Genomic DNA, 20,761 nt, shown 5'->3' on the forward strand with positions numbered 1-20,761 from the left:
ATGAATGACAACGAAACAAAACGACTTTCACGATTAACAGCAATCCTCATACAATTGCAGACTAAACGTCTTTTGACGGCTTCTGAACTTGCTGATAAATTTTCAGTAAGTACACGCACAATTTATCGTGATATTAGAGCTTTGGAGCAGGCAGGCGTTCCGGTTTTAACCGAAGACGGAAAAGGTTATACACTAATGGAGGGGTATAGTGTTCCACCTGTAATGTTTACCGAAGCACAAGCCAATGCATTGATTATGGCAGAGCAATTGGTTCTCAAAAACAAAGACACCTCATTCATTAAAGATTATATAGAAGCCATTGAAAAAATAAAATCGGTTTTGAGATACAGCATAAAAGACAAAGCCAATTTACTTTCCGAAAGAACCCGATTTGACCAAAACATCAATAGAGAACGAAACAGTAATAATTTATCCGATTTACAATTTGCATTAACCAATTTTTGTCTCACAAAAATTGAATATAGTAACGAGCAAAATGAAAATACAACTCGCTTAATCGAGCCATTTGCGTTACTTAGTACAGAAAATTGGTTGTTGGTTGCTTATTGTCGTTTGCGAAAGGAATTTCGTTTTTTCCGTTTAGACAGAATACAAAAAATGGAAGTGCTCACAGACAAATTTGAACCGCACAAAATGACCTTACAAGAATATTTTGATAAATATCATTAATTCATTCATACCCTTGACATAGGGCTGTCGCAACTTCATTTTAACTTTGTCCAAGTTTAAAAAAATAAAACAATTTTAAAATGGAAAAACGAGTAATTGACCCTTGGAAATGGGGCGAACAAACAAATTCAGCACAAGCCGTAGAAGTGACAAACGTAACAGGAACCCTTTACTGTTCGGGGCAGGTAGCTATTGACGAAAACGGAATACCAAGTAGTGCAGAGATGCGTTCACAGCTTATCCAAACCATTCAAAATCTTGAACAACTGATAAGCGAAGCAGGTTATGAATGTAAGAATATCGTAAGACTGAATGTTTACACAACATCAACACAGGATTTTTTCACGACCTGTATGGATATTCATGTTCCGTTTATTCAAAAGTATGGCATTAAACAAGCTACAACCTTGCTTGAAGTGAAAGGACTTTTTGCAACTTTGACCGTAGAATTAGAAGCTACGGTAGTAAAGTAAGTATGAACGAAACAGAAGTGTTTTATCCGACAAGCCCTACAGAGTGGAGAAAGTGGTTAGCAAAAAATCATCGTTCAAAACAGTCTGTATGGCTTGTTTTTCATACCAAATCATCAGCAAAAAAAACTATTACCTGGAGTGAAGCTGTTGACGTTGCACTTTGTTTTGGTTGGATAGACAGTAAGAAAATCAAAATAGACAGCGAAACATCACATCAATTTTTCAGTAAGAGAAAACCTAACAGTACCTGGTCAAAAATCAACAAAGAAAAAGTCCAAAATCTTATTGAAAACGGACAAATGACACAAGCAGGTTACGAAAGTATCGAAATTGCAAAGCAAAATGGCTCGTGGGCAATTTTAGATGAAGTTGAAGAACTGATTATTCCCAAAGATTTAGAAAAGGCATTCACAAAATATAAAGGTTCAAAGGACTATTTTTCAAATTTGAGTAAGACCATTAAAAAAATGATGTTGCAATGGCTTGTACTTGCCAAAAGTTCCGAAACCCGCCAAAAACGTATTGACGAAATAGCAGAACTCGCAGGGCAAAAAATGAAGCCTAAGCAATTTTGATAAAGAGGAGCTTATGATCGGTATTACATTTCGCAGCAAAAAATGTGTGAGATTAAACTCCCGTCCGTTCTCGCCATCTTATTACATATTAATATATGATAGCCAATTTATTTGCGATAGCAATAAAAGCATACTTGTTTCTGTCTTTTGCTTTCATTCCCCGAAAATAATCCCCAAGAACTAGAGGGTGCCCAACTTTTTCGGGCCCCCTCTTAGATTAATCTCATACCATAATAATTACGAGTCTATTCCCCTTTAATATCAATTCCTATTTTGCCATAAAAATCTATATCAGAAGCTTTTGTTTCAAGTAAATCATGTGCTTTACCCATATCTTCTAAAGAAAATACTTTAGTTACAATTGGTTTTAGTTTACCTTGTTCTACTAGTTTGGTTAACTCATCCAGTTTGTTTCTGTTTTGTCTAGTAAAGACAAAGTGATAGGTTGCATTTTTCCCCCAAGCTTCAATAAGATTTTGAGGCTGGGTAATATCAACTAGTGTAACTACTTGACCAAGCTGACTCAGAATTTTACCACTATCCGTAAGAGTCGTGCCCCCTATGGTGTCAATAATTACATCTACTCCTTTATTATTTGTTAACTCATTGATGCGATCAATGTAATTTTCTTTAGTGTAGTCTATAACATAATCAGCCCCTAGTTCATGTAAAAAGTCATGATGTACCTCTCTAGCTGTTGTAAAGACTGTCGCTCCTATAGCTTTAGCTATTTGAATAGTTGGTATTCCAACTCCACCAGCTCCTCCGTGAATTAAGATTGTTTGATTGATTTTAAGCTGGGCTCTAGTTACAAGTATTTCCCATGCAGTACCTGCAGCTAAGGGAAGAGTAGCTGCTTGTAAATGACTAATACTTTTAGGTTTTAAAGCAATAATAGATTCATGAGCACAGTGATATTGTGCGTAACTTCCTTGACCATTGAAAATCTCAGGAGAGTAATATACTTCATCACCAACTTTAAAATTTTCAACTCCCTGCCCAAGCTCTACGATCACTCCAGAGACATCATGCCCGGTGATAACAGGTAGAGATAATTCATTTTTATAATCTCCACGACGTATTTGATAATCTAAAGGATTAATAGATGTAGCAAGTACTCTAACTAGTACTTCTTTAAATTTAGGTTTTACAATAGGTACTTCTTTTATTATAAAGTTTGTAACTGGTCCAAATTCTTCTAATATGGCTGCTTTCATTATATATTGTTATATGTTTATAAATTAATTCGATAGGGTGTTTAAAAATTCAAGAATTTCTAATCCAATTTCATTTACGTGAGTTTCTAAAGCAAAGTGACCTGTGTCATAGAATTTTAATGTGGCCTTTGGTAAATCTTTTTTATAAGCCTTAGCTCCCTCAGGTAAGAAGTAAGGATCTTTATTTCCCCAAACAAGTAAGGTCTTTGGTTGATAAGCTCTAAAGTACTCTTGGAATTTAGGATACAGTGCTACGTTTGCTCTATAGTCTCTAACAAGGTCTAATTGAATTTCGATATTCCCAGGTCTATCTAAAAACTTTTGATCAAGAGTGTAGGCTTCAGGTGCAATTAAAGAAGAATCTTTAACTCCTTGGTGATACTGAAACCAAATGGCTTCTTTGGCAACAAAACCATGTAATGCTTTTCGATTTGCATCTGAAGAATCACGCCAATAACGTTGTATCGGATCCCACTCTGTACTTAGCCCTTCTTCGTAAGCATTTCCATTTTGAGAAATAAGTGCAGTTATTTTCTCTGGATTATTTACAGCTAATCGAAATCCAACTGGAGCTCCGTAATCAAATACATATAAAGCAAATTGTTTTAGTTGTACTTGCTCAATAAAAGATTGCATGATTTGAGCTAAGTGATCAAAAGTGTAGTTAAACGCTTTGTGATTTGGAGCATCAGAAAATCCAAAGCCAGGTAAGTCGGGTGCTATAATGTGATACTGTTTACTTAGAATAGGAATTAAATTTCTAAACATATGTGAAGATGTAGGGTATCCATGTAAGAGTAGAAGGGTAGGTTTGTTTGGGTTTCCTGCTTCTCTATAGAAGATATTTAATCCCTCAACTTTAATGTTGCGATAATGAATTGAATGGTTTTCCATGACTTGATTTTTTGAAATTAAATTTGATTGTGCATAAGCACTTGAAATACTAGTCAGACTAAAGGTTAATAGAGTAGCTACTAGTAGTTTTGTTATTGATTTTTTCATCTTGTTATTTTTTTGTCAAAAATATATCGGATATTTGATTACTAAAAACGATTAATTATGATTTAATAAATCATAAAAAGTGATATTAAAATGAATACAAATGATTTAAAAATATTCGAGGCAGTAGCGGAGAGTGGTAGCTTTACTAAAGCTGCTGATCTAATGTTTACTGTTCAATCTAATGTTACAGCTAGAATTAAAAGCTTGGAAGAGGAGTTTGATACCAAACTATTTTCAAGAACTTCTCGAAAGGTTGATTTAACAGAAGAAGGAAAGATATTAATGCGTTATGCCAAACAAATTCAGCACTTAGTTGAAGAGGCTAAAAATGAGATAAAAAGCAGTGATATTGTAACAGGGCATTTAGCCATTGGGTGTATGGAGACCACTATGGCGTTAAAAGCTCCTGAGATACTACTGGCTTTTGGACAGAAATACCCCAATATTGAATTAGAGTTTAAATCAGAAGACAGAGATGTACTTATTTCAGATGTTTTAAACTATAAGCTTGATGCAGCTTTTGTTTCTGCTCCCCTTAATACAAATGGATTAAAGGAAATAAAAATTAAAGAGGAACAGCTTGTTATTTTAGCTTCTTCAAAACAACCAAGCTTAAATAAATTAGTTACACAAGAACCATTAAAGAGTATTGTATTTGACAATGGTTGTATTTTCAGAGAACGTTTAGAGTCATGGTTCAGCCACAAAGGTGTTCATAATTATAAGAGTATTGAACTTAATTCTATAGAGGGAATTATAAACTTTGTAGAGGCAGGTTTAGGTATTAGTTTACTACCTGAAGAGATTATATCGCTGTACTATCAAAATAGAAAAATATGCACTTATCCACTTAACAAACAATTAGGAACAATGACTACGTTACTTGTTTATAGAAAAGATAAGGCTCCATCAAAAGCATTGCAATGTTTTATCGATATGTACGTACAGGACATCGATTGAATATTGATGATATTAAACTACAGCAATTCCGGTTCAAGGAAATGTTAGTTGATTATGTATAAAGTGAATCATGGAAAAAATAGAATAGTTTTATAAGAACAAATATGGAGGGCACCTAAATAGTGACATTCAAAAAAGCACTGTTCAATTTGATGTTTTTAGAATTTAGAACCAAATGAATACAGAAACGAAATTGAGTGATCCCAACAAGGTCGTCGATGTATTCAGTGCATTGGTAAATCATACGAATCCGCCCTGTCTGCTATTTTTAGGAACTGATGCACTTGAAAGAGCGCAAGATAAAATCGTTCAACTAATAAAACAATGGAAGAATATTTCCTCCTATACAGATTAATTTCACCTCACTTAAAACAGCATCCATATTCCTTATTATATATATTGCTTTAATCAAAACACTCCACAGTATTATGGACATTTTTTCAAAAAACAGCATTGATATCTTTAAAGATGTAACGAATAGCGAGTTTGAGGATATAAAAAAACTCTTTCATTATAAAAAATATAAGAAAGGGGATTTTATTATCAAAGAAGATGAGCTTGTTACGAATGTCTATTTTATTGTATCTGGACTCGTTAAATTATTTTACTCTGACAGACTGGCAAAAGAATTTATATTATCATTTGCTTTTGAGAACTGGTGGGAAACAGACTTCTACGCATTTTACAATCAATCCAAAGCTATATTAAATCTTCAATGTATTGAAGATACTACAGTATATTGTTTACATTATAACGATTATCTTTGGATGTTGGACACTTACCCTCAATTGGCTAACTATTTTCTCAATAAATCTATAAATGGACATATTGCCAATCAAAAAAGAATTTTATCCCTGCTTGGACAATCTCCGAAGCTTAAGTATGAACAGTTTTTACATACCTATCCACAATTGGTGCAAAGAATCCCAAAATCTATATTATCCTTATATCTTGGAGTTTCACGAGAGACACTTAGCAGATTATATAAGAATGGGAACAAAAAGTGATTTGAATCACAGCAATATTCCAGAAAGTAATAAGAATTTTGTATAACAATTATTCGATAACAGATTTAAATAATTATAAAATGGAAAAACAACTTATCAATCCTTGGAATTGGCAAGAAGTCAGAAATTATGTTCAGGCAGTTGAAGTAAAAAACATAACAGGAACCTTATATGTGTCTGGTCAGACCGCTATTAATGATGAAGGCGTATCAAGCGTTGAAGATATGCGATCACAATTAATTCATACTATTCAAAATTTAGAAAAAGTCATTAAAGAGGCTGATTATAAAGTAAAAAATATTGTTCGGTTAAATATTTACACAACGTCAACAGTTGAACTTTTTGAAAATTTTGAAATCCTGCAAAACTGGTTAACAAAAAATGAAATCAAACAATCTTCTACAGTACTGGAAGTAAAAGGTTTATTCGAGACTTTAAAGATTGAACTAGAGGCAACCGTAGTGAAATAATGATCTGAAATTTCCCATTTGGTAAATGCTTTGTATATTGTAATAATTTTATAGAATACATTCTATTGTTCAGCAATTTGAATAAACCAGAAATTGATCTTATTGCAAACAAAGCAAAAGAAGTAAAGCTTAACAAGGGTGACTATTTTGCTAAAATAGGAAAGGTACAGTACTTAAAAAGGTGAATTTTATTATCGATGGTATTCTTTGTTTTTGTTATTACAGCAACGAAGACGAGGAAATTATCAGAATTTTCATTAAAGAAAATCATTCTTTTCAATTTCAAGAATTTACCTTTTACTGAATTTATTCAAACTGCTACATATGTAAATTGCTTGTGTTTTTAAATCAGGATTGAAATGAAGTTCTGACATAGGAATAGAGTAGATAAGATCATCCAAAAAATCACCAACATTTGCCGATCGTATGCCTATATCACAATATCTCTTCATCTTTGGGAATTACTCAACAATCGTTGAGTAAAATAAAAAAAATACTGAAGTACATCTTACTAAAAGGTAAACGAATTTATTTTTTAATGTTGCATTTTTGGTAGAATTGTAATTGTTTTAATAATAAAAAAGCGAATAAAATTATTTTTCTTCACAATAGGCATTATTGGATCAGGATATGCACAGATAAATTGATGATTTAAGTTGGGCGATAAAATGAATAATTTTACAATGAAATACTGAAAAATTTAGAAAACTGCAATCGATTGGTTGGAGATTGAAACAGACAAATAAACTAAATGGCATTTTTATTAAATCATATTGTCTCAGAGGTACAGCGAAAAGAAAAAGCAATTTCGCTGTCTGCTCCCAATGTAATTGATGAAGCGTATCAAATGACTATATATCTGCAAGAATACTTATTCTCGATAAGAGAAGATATTATAAAACAAGGCTTTAAAAACCATTGGGAAGAAATCAATTTTTTTCGTAATATTAAGCCATACATTCTCTCCAAACTCATTTTCCACAATAAGATATTTCGTATACACACAGCTTGTCCTGTTGACAGGGGGAAAATGTATACCAATTATTTTTCAGAGCATTTACGGGAATTAAAACAGGAATACAGGGAGCATATCTACAATTCAGATTTTTACAGATACTATCGTTCAGGAAGAACAGATCGTGATGAAACTTACTTTAGATTAGGCAACATCAATTTTCACGAAGGTCTGAATAGTTTTGTTTTTGAAATTGACCTTCTGTTTTCAACTTATTATGATAACAAAGTGGCACGTATAATAGCAAATGAGCTATTCTACAATTATATACTCCAAAAAATTAACGATGATGAAGTAACAGGTTCTCTTTCTTCAAGAGACCTTTCGGTAAATGATGTCATTTGGACTGATACCAAAAATGCCCTTATAGAACTGATATATGCTCTTTATACGAATGGTTCTCTTTCCTACGGTAAAATAGGAATACGAAAAGTCAGTTTGGTATTGGAAAAACTGTTTCAGATTACCTTGGGAGATTTGCATAATTCTTTCCATCGAATGAAATACCGTTCTGGTTCCCGAACTGCATTTTTAGACCAACTGAAATCCTCTTTGGAAGAATATATGGATAAGGATTTATAGAAGATCACTTCGCAAGCCAACCATAAAAAAATAACCGCCTTTGAAGTATGTGTGTAAGTTTGTATAACGAAGTAATAGAAATAGTTATGGCAAACTACACAGATCAAATCAACCTTGCTTTTATCAATGACAAGAGACCGGTTATAAATATAATCAGTAATAACCTTGAAGCATCAGGTACTAATATTCTGTTCCGTTCAGAGAATATTGAAAATAGATTATCTCAATTATCCGCATTGACAGAACTGTCCCAAGTCTGTATAATCGACCTTGATTTTTCGGACAGCAATGTATTGGCACAACTTCACGAATTGAAATCACCCAACCTTAAAACTAATTGTCCGTAGTAATAACGATAGCGAACAAATTGTAACCTCACTTTTAAACTTTGGGGTTAACGGTTATCTTCTTATCGGTACGATGCCAAAGACCTACAAATCGCAATTCAGGGAGTTTGTAACAGCAAGAACTGTTTTAGTACAGGAATATCCAAAATAGCACGGGAATATTTTGGCAATAAGTCAAACGTTTGATTTCGTGTTTTCAGCAAATAGAATTAGGCAATAATAATTTTTGTATATTTGCTATGAGCTAACGGAAACACGTTGAAAAGTAAAGCAATAAGCACCGTTACCAAATCGTTACCTTACAATCTTGATAATCTTCATAGAGACCTAGTATTCAATGAATACAGCTTTTTCCTGAAAACTTTAAAATAAAAAAACAACCCAAAGGTTGTTTTAATTTTACTACGATATTAGTATAAATCTCTGATTACGTACAAATACTTTTATTACTTATTTCTATACTTTTCTTTTAGTTCGAAAAATAAAAAATTACTGAATATATTTAGTTTCAAAAACAAACAAAGCAAACCACCAATGCCTCATCATTTATACCTCCTAAAAAAACTGTTTCGGTCTTTATTTTGCTTTTTTAGTTGTAGTATGCGGGCAGCCAATAATTTTCTCAATCGCTGTAGAAAGCAAATCTTGTGGTCCTTTTAAAGAATCTGCCAGCTCAGAATCCTCAGAAAAAACCATAGCGGCTGCGATGTTGTCTTGTACAATCCGAGCCAGGTTGTCTAAAGCTACGGGCACAGTGTTTTCGGCAAAACTGGCAATTCCTATGGTAAACAAATGAGAATCGACCGTTGTAGGGTCCATCATATGGTTTAGGATAAGCCAATTCTGGTTTAAGTATTCGGTAGTCCAAATGGCCAAAACAATACCATATGTTTTTCTCCATTCTTCTGGCCCTAATTTGTTGCGCCAACGTATTAGCAATTCTTCCACACCATCAACCTGCGCTTTGGCAGCATAACTCATATTGGTTTGGATATCACTCTGGACACTAGCTGTAAATGCCTCGAAACTATCAATGCTGAAACGGTCCGCTTTTACAGAATCGTCTATGAAACGAATACCGCCTTCCAGCACTTTTTTACAAGATTCCTGTGCGTGAAATGGCAATTCGGCATCGGGTAAGTTTTTCAGGGCTTCCTGAAGGGTCTCTTTGAATTTTTCCAGAGGTTTGATCCAATCTTTTACATGAGGCTCCTTTAAATAAGGTGCAATAATAACATAAATACCAAGAGGTGTGTGGCTTACTGATTTAACGAGTTGGAATAGCTGAGGTACTGGCTGAACACTTTCCTGCGTGCCTTGATATACCAAAGTAAAAGTTCCTCCCTGTCCATCGTTTTGTACTACAATGACTGGGCTTAAATGTTCGATTAATTCTGATTTTAAGATCGTATAGTTTTCCTGCATGGCTGCATCTACAGCCAATACAGCATTTCTAGCTCTTATTTTTTTATTTGAATTAAACGCGACCATGTCTAAATCATGCGGGTCGATGCGGGTTTCAGATTTTGCTTCCATTTGGGGGTTTTTATAATTACAATAACAAATAAAGGATTGTTTTAACGATAAAACATGCGTATTTATACCTGATTATCTAATTGTAAGTAGTTTAAGAAATCGTTAAACGGATGGACATAGGTAAATATCTCTAACTTTACCTGTTTTTTTATGTTGTTATAAATTGTACATTTTCTAAAAATATCAGTTGTGAATCTTTTGAATGCTAAATCTTTTAAGCAATATGATTTATAATAAATTTGAGGTAGAGTCAGAGACTTTATGACGTTTTAGTTTTTTAGAATAGATTTGTTTTAAGAAATGGCACAAAGTCAGACACATTTGCACAGTGCTTGCGATAACACCCCGAATAGCGGGTTCATTTGAATGGTAAAAACATCACTTTATTCCATAAAACAAGCTCCAGATTTCTCTGAAGCTTTTTGACTTACTTGCCCTACCGGGACAATTCTCGAACCATTTTCCAGATGATTTGAAAATTTTAAACCCGATTACTTAATGTCTTTATCTTTCCACTTTTTAAATTTATCTAAAAGTTTATCAAGTTGTCCTTCATTTAATTGTGCTGTTCCTGCTTGCCCATCGCCCGATATCCAAAGGACTTTTACTCCCAAAGACGAATCTTTTTTAATAGTTCTATTGTATGTTGTTTCAATAAAATCTCCCTTTTCAAGTTTTGATATTAAATCTTTCAAATCTTGCAACTGTTTTAGAAAATCGTCTTCATTACTAGATTGTGCTAAAGTCATTCCACTATCAAACTGATTAGATGTATTTGCGTACGCAAAATATATTCTTTTCAAAATTGAGCCGTTCTCTTTGGTAGTTGTTACACCCATTCTCAATCCTGTCAAAGAGTTAACAATATAATCTGTTTTTTTTACTTGTTAAGCTTGACTCATTGATAACGCGAATACGCAAACAAATATTAATATCTTTTTCATTTCTTGTTTTTTCTTGAAATTATAAACTCTGTATTCTTTATCATTACGGTTTTACGTACTGCAAATAAATATGTTTTAACTGCGCAAAATCACTGCGTACTAAGATCGTTATCTTTGATGTATAATTGATTGGCAACGATGATTACATTGTAAATATTATTATTAAAAATATAAAATGAAATGAGAAATCGAAAACTTGAATCAGATTTTCAACTAACAGAAATATTTGAAATAGAAACAGAATCAGTAATTTCCGATGAGGAGGCAACTGATATTTTTATTCAACGATTGTATGATATTGGCTGGATAATTATGCTGTTTAATGCGTTAGAAGGAGCAGTGAATTCTGCAGTAGACAAAGCATTAGACCCGCAAGAAAGAAGAAGTGAAATAAATCATTTGTTAATTAGTGAAATGAATTTCAGTGCTAAAGTCTCATTTATTATTAGACATTATGGAATGTTAATTTACAATGACTATCGTTTTGAAGAACTTATCGCTGAAATGGAAATTTTAGAGAAAAAACTTCGAGACGCTGGTACAATACGAAATATTTATGCTCATGCAAATTATGGTGCAACAATAAATGAGAAATACATACAAGTTAAAACTAAAGCAAAAAGAAATGGAATATTTTATGATTATATGAGATTTGAGAAGGAAGATGTTAAATCAGATCAGGAATTAATCATTAATGCAAGAGAGAGTTTGGAAAATTTTAATGAAAAATTCTGGAACAAAATATTTATGTAGTAAAGATGCTATCTTGTTACTTGTTACGGATTTACGTAATACAGTAATAATTTTTTTAATGTTATTTGTTAGTGAAAAAAAAGCTGTTATTTAATTAAAAGAAAATTATTATGAATGAAATTCAAGCAATTAAGCCTAGTCCAAAACCGAAAAAAGAAGATGGGACACCAGATAAAAAACCTCGTGTCAATCCTCCAAACAAGGATAAGCATCCTGATTTAAAACCTCACAAGCATAAACCCAAAGATTAAGTAAATATTTGTAATGCTATTTAGTTTTAGTCACCAATTTAGATGAACTTAAAACCTCAATCTGTTAAAATCAGAATTGAGGTTTTATTAATATTTTAAAAAAAAAACATATATGAATAAAATGCAATCAATAATATTTATTCTGTCTATACTTGCATTTATGAGCTGTAAATCCGATAAAGATAATCAAGTGAATAATATTGCAACTGACAGTATTTCTGTCGAAAATTTTGAAACATCAAAAGAGAATAATGAAAATGACAATTCACTACCGAAATATAAAACTATTAAAGAAATGTTTGAAGCTTCGTACGATTTTAGTGAAGAAATAGGAACATTAAAATTCATTTCATTGGATGAAAGTAAATTGCATGTCCAAGTCTCGAAACCAATTTTTGAAGGTGATTTGAAAAATATAATTGAAGAGCAGGTTAAACGAGATATTGTATATGTGACTTTTCAAGTATTTACACAGACTGAAATTACTTCACTAACGATTACATCTGTTCCTAACTCAAATGATAATCCTAAAAAGTATTTTGATAATTATAGAAAAACTGTAAAAGTTAGTAGAGAAAAAGCTTTATTAATTTTAAAGAAATATCTAGATACTGACAACTTCTTTATTTTGTACGAAAATCAAAATGGAATATGGGTTCCAAGCAAACAATTTAGTTTTTTGAAATTTGAAAAATTGGATGAGGTATTCAATAATCTTATAAGCAAATAAAACTAATGCTATAATTAAGTTTAAAAATAAACGTCATAATTAACAAAATATAGAGCGCTGAGAATGATAGATATTACACAGAATATTGAAAATTATATCATCGATAAAAATCGTAATTTGTGGGAAAATTTAAATAGCAAGCATGTTATTAAACTCTTCTATGATCAAAAAGAAAATTCTTGGTTGGTGAGAAATAAAGAAGCATATGTTGAAATAATTTGCCCTAATCTTGAAGTAAATTATTCATCGTTTACACATGAGCTGTTACACATCTATATTGAAGATTTAGGTATGACTACATATGAATCATTTTATAATAGTTATAGAGATGATTCTCTTTTTGGAAGTTTTTTATTTATTAACTTATTTGGTTGGATTCATAATTTGGCTTGTCATAAAAAAATGTTTCCATTTTATAGAAAGTTAGGATTTTCAGAATATGACTTTGTACAGCAAAGAATTGACTACAGTTTGAAAAGGCATTATAAAATTTACATATTAATGAAAATACGCAAATTAAATATGTTAGGAATTGATCAATTTTTAGGTATTTTTTTTGCATTAAAAAATAATGTTGTTGATTTAGATAAACCAAAGTGTTTCAAATTTTTGAAAAAGCTAAGAAAAATAAATCTTGAGCTTTATGATATTGCTGATAAATTTGATTCCAATTGGGAGGAAAGCGAGAATCTGGATCTAATTGAACCTTTTAATCAATTTAAAATTGATTTAAAAAAATGGCTCGTTAAAAATTACAGTAGAGGACAGCGATAAAAATATGATCAAGATGAAGAAAAATAAAAAAAGTATATTAATAATAAACATATAAGATGTCAATAGGAATCCAAACCAATAAAGAGCCTGCTATAATTGTAAACTTTCCAAACGAATGTCCATTTTGTCATAGCTCAATATCTCCAAATACACATTATGGTTTTATTTCAGACAGCCATAAAATGGATGTATTTTTTTCTTGTCCAAAAAATACATGCTTGAAAACTTTCATTGGTGAATATGAAGAAACTTATAATTTAAATTGTTTTGAATTTCAAAATAGAGTAACGAGGGGGACAATTATAGAAAAAGATTTTAATCAACCTATTATAGAATTGTCATTAGAATTTGTCACTATTTACAATCAAGCATTCTATGCAGAACAAGAAGGATTACTTGAAATTTGTGGAGTTGGATATAGAAAAGCATTGGAATATCTAATTAAAGATTATGCAAAGTTTAAAAATCCGAATGAAGCTGAGCAAATCGAGCAAAAACTTCTTGCAAAATGTATTAAAGATTATATTGATGATAAGCGCATTGAGTCAGTGTCTAAAAGAGCTGTCTGGTTGGGGAATGACGAAACACATTACGTTAGAAGATGGGAAAATAAAGATCTGTCGGATTTAAAAAAACTTATTGATTTAACCGTACATTGGATTGAAATGGAATTTTTAACAGCAGATTTCGAAAATGAAATGCCTGAATAAGCATTAATACAGTAAATACAATAGTTGCTTTGTATACTAAAGATTGTCTTTATAATTTAATGCGTATCTGGTACTTTTTAAACATTAATTTATTTTTTCTTCTTTCTTTTTTATCCTTAGGGATTATTAAGATAGTTATTTACGAATACAATCACATGTACAGGGGAGGAAGTATGCGATCTTGTATGGAAAAGATCACGCAATAATACTACATATTCTGAAGTCTGTGGAGCGACATATACAGAATAACAAGTTGCTCTGCCTTATGCCTGCTACTGGGGATAAGTCAGGTAAGACGGATGAGAGATTAATAAAAAAAACTTAATTTTATTCTACCTTTAGTTTAAGGAATGTCAGTAGTAAATTTCTCGAATAGTAAGAACAAGTCTTAATAGTATAGCAAATGATCGCCACAAGAAATATTAAAATACAGGAATGTCTCCTCAATATTGATATGCTTTGTAGAAGTATGTATTTATCGCAAGAGGAGTCGGTAGATTTAAAAATCCCAATAAATAGTAATATCTACGCTGATTTAATTAGATATAGTTATATAAAATTGTGTACAATATTAGATGAATTTGAAATATTGAATGGCATAGCGAAAAATGACGAATATTTACGAGATACATTGTATATAATTTCTCCTGTTATGAAAGCTTTAAGACAATATACAGGTATTAAGAGAGCAAGAAACTATATGCTTGCACATTTTAATAGAGATAAAAAAAGAAATTTTTTACCTTGGTGGATTGCAATGAAAAACTTAAAATTACCAAGAACTCATGCTGAAATAGAAGATATTTACAAGCATCTTCATTTAATGAATGCTTTTATTGTTGCAAGGTATTATGAAGAATTAGAAGATATTTCTAAAAGAGTAAAACCTGATTTTGACTCGTACGGAGAATGGATGCGAGAACAAGAACTAATAAATTCAGAAAAAAGCGAATTCGATTTAATTGCGAATGAAGTACAAAAAAGATTAGTTGAAAAAGGAATTGCCGATCAATTGATTATAGATCCAGTAATGACAAAAGTTATAGAAAGAATCAATAAACAAAGAACAAGTTAGAAAATCTACTTTGAAATTGGAAGTAGCAAAGTTTGAAGTCAAAAAGATTGAGATTTTTATTAAAGTCTAGTATAGTTTCAAATTTTTTGTTTTATCGACAAACTACTAAATTTAATAATAGTTATATGAGATTTTGGATTGGACTATTTATATCATTTTTAGGGGGTCTAATAGGACTAGGATTTTTTCGCATATGGATAAAGTTGAATTATCCTTCGATTAATGATGAGCATCTAGACTTTATTGCTTTAACTATACTTATTATTGGTCTGCTAATTACTAGTATTGAACATGTAACACAATCAAGAAATCTAAAGTTCTTAGCAGACGAACAAAAGGGAAGAGTTCTTACAACAAAGGAAATAGAAAACCTATCGAAAGAATTGCGTAATCTAGAGAAAATTAAAATAGTTTTGATGGGAATACAAGGAGATAGAGAATCCGTAAGATTTGCAAATTTAATCAAGGAAATACTTATTGATGCTAGCTGGGACGTTGATGGAGTGTGGGAAGACATAATAATTGGTGGGATAGGTTTCGGTATTACTATTCGTGAAAGTTCTTCAGAGCCAAATTCAAAAGGGAAAATTTTGAATGAATTGCTAAATAAAAATCAAATAAAAAGTCGAATTGTTGTTAAGCCAGATCTAGTGCCCCATCAAATTGAAATTATTGTTGGCTCACGTGCCTGATTTTTTTAGCGACTCAAATTGGTACGACTGATACCTATCTATCATAGATAGTGAAAACTATTTGGTAAAATAACTCATATGTAAAATTATAAAGATTGATAATAAAAAATAAAATATTTATAATAATAGCGATATTATTTACTGTATTTCCGCTAATAATTTTAGATAATAAATATGAGTTTTTTCGGAAACAATTCGTTTTTGCTATAATAATAAATCTTTCTTCACTTTTTCTAATAGGACAGTTTGTTATATTATTAAAAATTAGTAATAAACTTAAAAAGGGTTTACTTGTTGCATTAGTATCGTGGTTTTGCGTATTGCCAATTATATTTTATAAAACATACAAAAATGATCCTTTTTTCATTTACTTATAAAAAAGAGTATTTAAAATCCTTACAAAATTCTAATAAGCTCGATATTTCACTAGTTGATTCTAATTTTGTCAACTTAAATTCTCAATTTAAAACTTTAATTAATTCAGAAGTGAGTAAGTTAAGCTTGCCTGATGATGACACAATCATATTGTTTAAAAATTATATATTTCTATCTCCTCGTACGATTCATGCAAGCGCTGGACTTCATGCTCCTCCCACATATATCAAGGTTTTTGATGAAAATAATGGAAAACTCTTAGCGCAATTAGAAAAGAAAGATAATCTATTTGAAAGTTATAAATCATTTAATGACAATTTAAATTTTAAATATAGAAAGATTAGTAATCCTGAAATAGGGATCAATTATTTTGATTTTTGGTGTTCTTCTATTATAGGGTTTAGAGATGATTTAATAGTCCCCTTAAGAAGTTGGATATTACTTTTAAATTTTTTGTTTATTTCAATATTGTTTGTTCCATTATTCAATGTAACTATTTTACTACGAAAGAAAAAATAGAAGATTAAAAAAATTTCATTTATTGAAGACTATTATCAACTGGTATTTAACATAGTGGTATCAAAACTTAACTAAACAAGAACAATAGAAGAATTTACAAAACTTAACAAAAGTGAATTAATAGTGGTTAATAAGTAACAATCAAAAGGTTACTTAAACTGTGAAATATTTGCACATTTCAAATGAATGTGGAAGAAAATTAATTGACGGATGTGCTATTGCTTTTCACGTGATAGCAAACTTTAAAAATGGTGATGATATCTCTGAAAAAAGGGATGCACTTTGCCTAAAATATCCAGTGTTGGGAAAAATTGGAGTGAAAATTCTTTCCCGTATTTGGTTATTGACGGGGAATGTCTATGGAAATAATATTGTTCAACTATAATTTATAAATGATTTGGCGTTAGCAATGAGAAAAGATTTATTTGGTATAAAAACCAATCTAAAAACCAATCACTTCAATGTTGAATTGTAATACTCAGCAAACAAAGCGTTTAAGGTAATCTGCCAGTCGATTTTTTACTATTAATTGAATCTATAAGAGGATTCAAATCTTCTAGTAATTCTTTGTAATATCTAACAAGTGTTTCAATATTCGTCGCTAAATAATACATTTCCATTTCAATACCTTTAATGCTATGTAAACAAGCTGTACCTGCTTCTGCCAAATCTTTAATTAGTGGATCTAATCGGAAATGGCTAAGTATGCCTATAATCGGCATAAAGAAATTATCTTTTAATTTTTCAGGATTAAAATTAGCATTGTGAAGATGTGGTTTTATTTCTGCTATAAATAAATCAGCAATAAGTTTATATCTTGGGTCAGTGTTTAAATCAACACCTTGTTTTTCAAGTTCGATACCATAAACTGTAAATGCTTTTAACCACTCTTGCAAATTTCTAGCGAGTGCAGTAGTGAGCGCAGATTTCCCAGTCGAAAAACTTTCATGTCGTTTACCAATTTGCTCGTAATAAGTTTCTAATCTTGAAATGTAACCATGAACTTTATTTGAAATTTTCACAATCGCTTTGAATTCGTTAAGTTTTTCATCTTCAGTTCTTATAAATGGTTTTTGGTACCATTTCTTAGCGTTCTTTTGTTCAATGTAATTCATCAAATCATTTTTATCTAAGGATTTAAAAACATTACCATTTAATACCGGATAGATCGATAGATTAGGAACTGCATTACTATCTGCTTTCAAATTTGCATCAAGCAATTCTAATGCAGTAATTTGTGATTCAATAGATTCTTCTAAACTTCTAATTTCATTAATCCAACGCTTGCCCGATTTTTTAACTTTCTTTGTATCATTCCACCATTCATAAACCTTATTCAGGAAGAACCCGACTAAGATTGAAATGATTGATATAATATATTTTGAATAATCTTCCTTTGCTACATCTTTTACCAGTACTATGCGCGTATCCTTTGTTCTGTCAATCGGAATAGTGGTAGGTGTAATAGATAGATTTTTTACTTTGACTGTATCAGGTTTACTTACAGATTTTGTAGCGTTATACTTATGATTGGTTTTGAGGCAATATTTTTTACTACGGACATTATTCAGTTTCATTTCTGTTTTGGGTTGTCCAAAACTCACCGCTATAAGTAATAAAAATATAAGGTATTTGTTTATCATCAATCAGTTTTTACGGTTCTTAAATCATCATTATTCTTTACAAGAATATATTGGTTAGTAAATAAATATGCATTGTTCTTTTTTTTATAATTAAAATCTATCCCAATAACCGCGATCTTTATTTCTTGACCAATAATCACTTTGTTTAAATATTCTCTTAATTTTTTTATGTGCTTCCAATCGATTGATTTCAGCTTGCTTTTTGTTTTTATAATATAAATAAATTTGAATAGGAATATAGATGATTGCAAATATTAGTAGTACTGGAACAATATAAGGTTTAACATAATCCCAAGCAGCAATAATTGAAATGCTTTGATACCAACTATACATAATAATTGCGATGTAACCTAAACCACTAAGTATAAGTGCAGATATAACTTTTTACCAAACAGGATCAGTCCATATTTTTCTTAAACATAACTAAAATTTGAATGTGGAAAATTAACAAAAAAAGAGATACTTTATATATCGCTTTTTGATTTTCTGTATGTTATTCTTAGTGTGTAAAAATCGGTCAATTTACTCCGGAATTAGGTCGTCAAATTGACTGGTTTTTCCAGTATAGGTATTTTTGGATGTGCTAATAAAAAATGGAGACAAAATTAAAGGTGGATTTATATTACACGCTTAACTTTTAAATCCCTCTGTAAATTTTTCTTTTTTTCTTTTTTTTCAGTTGGTTTGGTACATAATCTGAAGAATATTCTGCCTTCATAAGAATATCCAATGCTTTAACCAAATCAGGAATAGTAAGTGAGTCTTTTTGATATTGAAGGTCTTCAACCAATAATTCTTTAGAAGGGAGTTTTTCAAAAATCTGATTTCTTTTTTCTTCACCAGCAACCTTTAATCCGCATCGTTCTTCGATTGCTTTTGCACTGTATTCTTTACCCAAGCTACTGCCGTTAAAAACATTTTTTGTTGTATGGTCGATATAGGTTATACCATAAAGGAAACCCTCTGAACTTTTTCTAAAAACGGTACTGATGCCTTCTTTTTCCAATCGTTTTGCTAGTTCGGTCAACGGCATTGTAGGTTTTCTTAATAATGCGATATCAATAGCATTTTTTACCTTTGATTTATCGGACAAACTTCTAACTTTATTCTTCTTAAATTTCTCTTCTAAGAATTTTAAAGTTGGTTTAGTATAAAAACTACTCGCTTTGATTGGAACACCTACAGGCTTGCCGTCTGAGTTTAATATATGATACACTAATCCTCCAGCTAAAAACATTCTTGAATTTTCACTACCACGGTCAGCCATTACATTGTATTGTTTAAGGACTGCATTGAGTTCTGCAAGACTATCATATTTATAATTATTCACAACCATATTGAGAACATTAAATATAGCTTTCTTTGATTCAATCTTTCCATATTGAATACTTCCGACTGAAATAGGATCTAAACTAAATTCCTCATTCTTTTTTCGTCCTTCTGCTTTAACCAGTCCAAAGTATTCTTCAATTTCTTTTCTGGCAGGTTCAGATTTTCTCATGCCTATATTGTGCAGGTCGATTCGCTTACCATCTTTCTCAATATTTATCGAAACCACGTGTAAATGTTGGTGTTTTGTATCGTTGTGTTGATATACCAAATAAGGCTGTTCACCAAAACCGATTTTCTTCATATAGCTGTCTGCAATAGCTATTAACTTTTCTTTGGAATGATTTTCTGATGGATCAAAATTTAATGATATATGCAACGTATTGCATTTTACATTTTCATTTAATTCTGCTCGTTTTATAAAACGATTGAGCTTCATAATATCTGTCATTTTATGGATGTCAGTAGGATAATTTCCAACAGCGATACACTCAGCTACACCTGCTTTTACTTTGTTCTCATTGTAATAAAAAACACCGCGGATTGAATGAGTTGATTTTATGATTGCAACCATTTCTCTGTAATTTTAGAGGTGTGTCTTTCAATCAAATCTATCTTATCATTTATTATTTTTTTATCAATTTCGAAACTGATTATCCAGACTTTAAATTCGGGAATTTGTTGTAACGTGTGCAGTTTTTTCACTGTCTGATTTAAGTTAATTCCAATTGCATTTAACTCCTTACGAAGTACTGTTGTTTCTTCTATAAAATCATCCAAAGATTGATTTCTGTATGTGGTTGTTATACTCTTATCAAATAGGTGCTTGCGTAAATAATCACTAAGCTTACGGCAAGTACTAGCCTTCCATTTCTGCTCAATTTTTACATATTCTTCCGCTGTCAGTCGCAAAGTAATCTTGCGTGTTCTGTTTGAATTTTCTCTTTCCATCATCTTTCCATTTCATTGTTATCAAACTCTTTTTATCCTTTTAGTTTATCTGCCCACGAGTTTCGAGTGTGAGGCAGCAAGATCTGGTTGTCCGACAACCATACATCTTGCTGATTGCAGGAACGTGGCAATCTTTTGCTA

The 20,761-nt window shown here is 31.2% G+C and carries 23 protein-coding genes; 15 read left to right on the forward strand and 8 right to left on the reverse strand.

The features are described 5' to 3' along the window. From ACJ6WR_RS15865 to ACJ6WR_RS15875, 3 genes are all read left to right on the forward strand, one after another. Complete coding sequence (locus ACJ6WR_RS15865; RefSeq protein WP_409415758.1) at nt 1–690, forward strand: helix-turn-helix transcriptional regulator; 690 nt, start codon at nt 1–3, stop codon at nt 688–690. Between the two features lie 80 nt (nt 691–770). Further along, the gene (locus ACJ6WR_RS15870; RefSeq protein WP_409415759.1) at nt 771–1,163 is read left to right on the forward strand and encodes a RidA family protein; all 393 of its coding nucleotides are present in this window, start codon (nt 771–773) and stop codon (nt 1,161–1,163) included. Nucleotides 1,164–1,165: 2 nt separating this feature from the next. Then, the gene (locus ACJ6WR_RS15875; protein WP_409415760.1) at nt 1,166–1,738 is read left to right on the forward strand and encodes a YdeI/OmpD-associated family protein; all 573 of its coding nucleotides are present in this window, start codon (nt 1,166–1,168) and stop codon (nt 1,736–1,738) included. Between the two features lie 245 nt (nt 1,739–1,983). On the opposite strand, the gene ACJ6WR_RS15880 is transcribed toward ACJ6WR_RS15875, so the two are convergent. After that, entirely contained in the window at nt 1,984–2,955 is a 972-nt protein-coding gene (locus ACJ6WR_RS15880) for a zinc-dependent alcohol dehydrogenase family protein (RefSeq protein WP_409415761.1), read from the reverse strand. Nucleotides 2,956–2,979: 24 nt separating this feature from the next. After that, nucleotides 2,980–3,849 (reverse strand): alpha/beta fold hydrolase, encoded by an 870-nt coding sequence (locus ACJ6WR_RS15885; RefSeq protein ID WP_409415762.1) that lies wholly within the window; start codon nt 3,847–3,849, stop codon nt 2,980–2,982. Between the two features lie 198 nt (nt 3,850–4,047). Between ACJ6WR_RS15885 and ACJ6WR_RS15890 the strand changes: the two genes are divergently transcribed. The 4 genes from ACJ6WR_RS15890 (at nt 4,048) to ACJ6WR_RS15905 (ending at nt 7,991) form a co-directional block, all read left to right on the forward strand. Then, nucleotides 4,048–4,917 (forward strand): LysR family transcriptional regulator, encoded by an 870-nt coding sequence (locus ACJ6WR_RS15890; protein ID WP_409415763.1) that lies wholly within the window; start codon nt 4,048–4,050, stop codon nt 4,915–4,917. 428 nt (nt 4,918–5,345) lie between these two features. After that, nucleotides 5,346–5,924, forward strand: coding sequence for a Crp/Fnr family transcriptional regulator (locus ACJ6WR_RS15895; protein ID WP_409415764.1), 579 nt, complete (start codon nt 5,346–5,348; stop codon nt 5,922–5,924). Between the two features lie 80 nt (nt 5,925–6,004). After that, nucleotides 6,005–6,394 carry a RidA family protein gene (locus tag ACJ6WR_RS15900; protein ID WP_409415765.1) on the forward strand — a complete coding sequence of 130 codons (390 nt, stop codon included), beginning with the start codon at nt 6,005–6,007 and terminating at the stop codon, nt 6,392–6,394. 751 nt (nt 6,395–7,145) lie between these two features. After that, on the forward strand, nt 7,146–7,991 hold the full coding sequence (locus ACJ6WR_RS15905; protein ID WP_409415766.1) for an RteC domain-containing protein: 846 nt from the start codon (nt 7,146–7,148) through the stop codon (nt 7,989–7,991). A gap of 923 nt (nt 7,992–8,914) precedes the next feature. On the opposite strand, the gene ACJ6WR_RS15910 is transcribed toward ACJ6WR_RS15905, so the two are convergent. Next, the gene (locus tag ACJ6WR_RS15910) at nt 8,915–9,874 is read right to left on the reverse strand and encodes a hypothetical protein (protein WP_409415767.1); all 960 of its coding nucleotides are present in this window, start codon (nt 9,872–9,874) and stop codon (nt 8,915–8,917) included. A gap of 491 nt (nt 9,875–10,365) precedes the next feature. Beyond that, complete coding sequence (locus ACJ6WR_RS15915) at nt 10,366–10,713, reverse strand: hypothetical protein (RefSeq protein WP_409415768.1); 348 nt, start codon at nt 10,711–10,713, stop codon at nt 10,366–10,368. Nucleotides 10,714–10,998: 285 nt separating this feature from the next. Here ACJ6WR_RS15915 and ACJ6WR_RS15920 point away from each other — a divergent pair, with 285 nt between their 5' ends. The 8 genes from ACJ6WR_RS15920 (at nt 10,999) to ACJ6WR_RS15955 (ending at nt 16,697) form a co-directional block, all read left to right on the forward strand. Beyond that, nucleotides 10,999–11,571, forward strand: coding sequence for a hypothetical protein (locus ACJ6WR_RS15920; RefSeq protein WP_409415769.1), 573 nt, complete (start codon nt 10,999–11,001; stop codon nt 11,569–11,571). 110 nt (nt 11,572–11,681) lie between these two features. After that, complete coding sequence (locus ACJ6WR_RS15925) at nt 11,682–11,822, forward strand: hypothetical protein (protein WP_409415770.1); 141 nt, start codon at nt 11,682–11,684, stop codon at nt 11,820–11,822. 160 nt (nt 11,823–11,982) lie between these two features. Continuing rightward, nucleotides 11,983–12,552, forward strand: a complete 570-nt coding sequence (locus ACJ6WR_RS15930; protein WP_409415771.1) for a hypothetical protein — start codon at nt 11,983–11,985, stop codon at nt 12,550–12,552. A gap of 63 nt (nt 12,553–12,615) precedes the next feature. Beyond that, nucleotides 12,616–13,326 (forward strand): hypothetical protein, encoded by a 711-nt coding sequence (locus tag ACJ6WR_RS15935; RefSeq protein WP_409415772.1) that lies wholly within the window; start codon nt 12,616–12,618, stop codon nt 13,324–13,326. A 56-nt stretch (nt 13,327–13,382) separates the two neighbouring features. After that, the gene (locus ACJ6WR_RS15940; RefSeq protein ID WP_409415773.1) at nt 13,383–14,036 is read left to right on the forward strand and encodes a hypothetical protein; all 654 of its coding nucleotides are present in this window, start codon (nt 13,383–13,385) and stop codon (nt 14,034–14,036) included. Between the two features lie 403 nt (nt 14,037–14,439). Beyond that, nucleotides 14,440–15,111, forward strand: coding sequence for a hypothetical protein (locus ACJ6WR_RS15945; RefSeq protein ID WP_409415774.1), 672 nt, complete (start codon nt 14,440–14,442; stop codon nt 15,109–15,111). 125 nt (nt 15,112–15,236) lie between these two features. Continuing rightward, a complete protein-coding gene (locus ACJ6WR_RS15950; RefSeq protein ID WP_409415775.1) occupies nt 15,237–15,803 on the forward strand; it encodes a hypothetical protein in 567 nt (188 codons plus the stop codon). Nucleotides 15,804–16,154: 351 nt separating this feature from the next. Continuing rightward, nucleotides 16,155–16,697, forward strand: a complete 543-nt coding sequence (locus ACJ6WR_RS15955) for a hypothetical protein (RefSeq protein WP_409415776.1) — start codon at nt 16,155–16,157, stop codon at nt 16,695–16,697. A gap of 494 nt (nt 16,698–17,191) precedes the next feature. On the opposite strand, the gene ACJ6WR_RS15960 is transcribed toward ACJ6WR_RS15955, so the two are convergent. The 4 genes from ACJ6WR_RS15960 to ACJ6WR_RS15975 form a co-directional block, all read right to left on the reverse strand. Beyond that, nucleotides 17,192–18,340 carry a hypothetical protein gene (locus ACJ6WR_RS15960; protein WP_409415777.1) on the reverse strand — a complete coding sequence of 383 codons (1,149 nt, stop codon included), beginning with the start codon at nt 18,338–18,340 and terminating at the stop codon, nt 17,192–17,194. Nucleotides 18,341–18,430: 90 nt separating this feature from the next. After that, complete coding sequence (locus tag ACJ6WR_RS15965) at nt 18,431–18,673, reverse strand: hypothetical protein (protein WP_409415778.1); 243 nt, start codon at nt 18,671–18,673, stop codon at nt 18,431–18,433. A 304-nt stretch (nt 18,674–18,977) separates the two neighbouring features. After that, complete coding sequence (locus ACJ6WR_RS15970; RefSeq protein ID WP_409415779.1) at nt 18,978–20,243, reverse strand: relaxase/mobilization nuclease domain-containing protein; 1,266 nt, start codon at nt 20,241–20,243, stop codon at nt 18,978–18,980. Next, complete coding sequence (locus ACJ6WR_RS15975; RefSeq protein ID WP_409415780.1) at nt 20,228–20,623, reverse strand: plasmid mobilization protein; 396 nt, start codon at nt 20,621–20,623, stop codon at nt 20,228–20,230. The genes ACJ6WR_RS15970 and ACJ6WR_RS15975 overlap by 16 nt, the downstream gene beginning before the upstream one ends. Between the last annotated feature and the right edge of the window lie 138 nt (nt 20,624–20,761).

Origin of the sequence: Flavobacterium sp. PS2, from assembly GCF_046250155.1 — a bacterium.
Lineage (GTDB): Bacteria > Bacteroidota > Bacteroidia > Flavobacteriales > Flavobacteriaceae > Flavobacterium.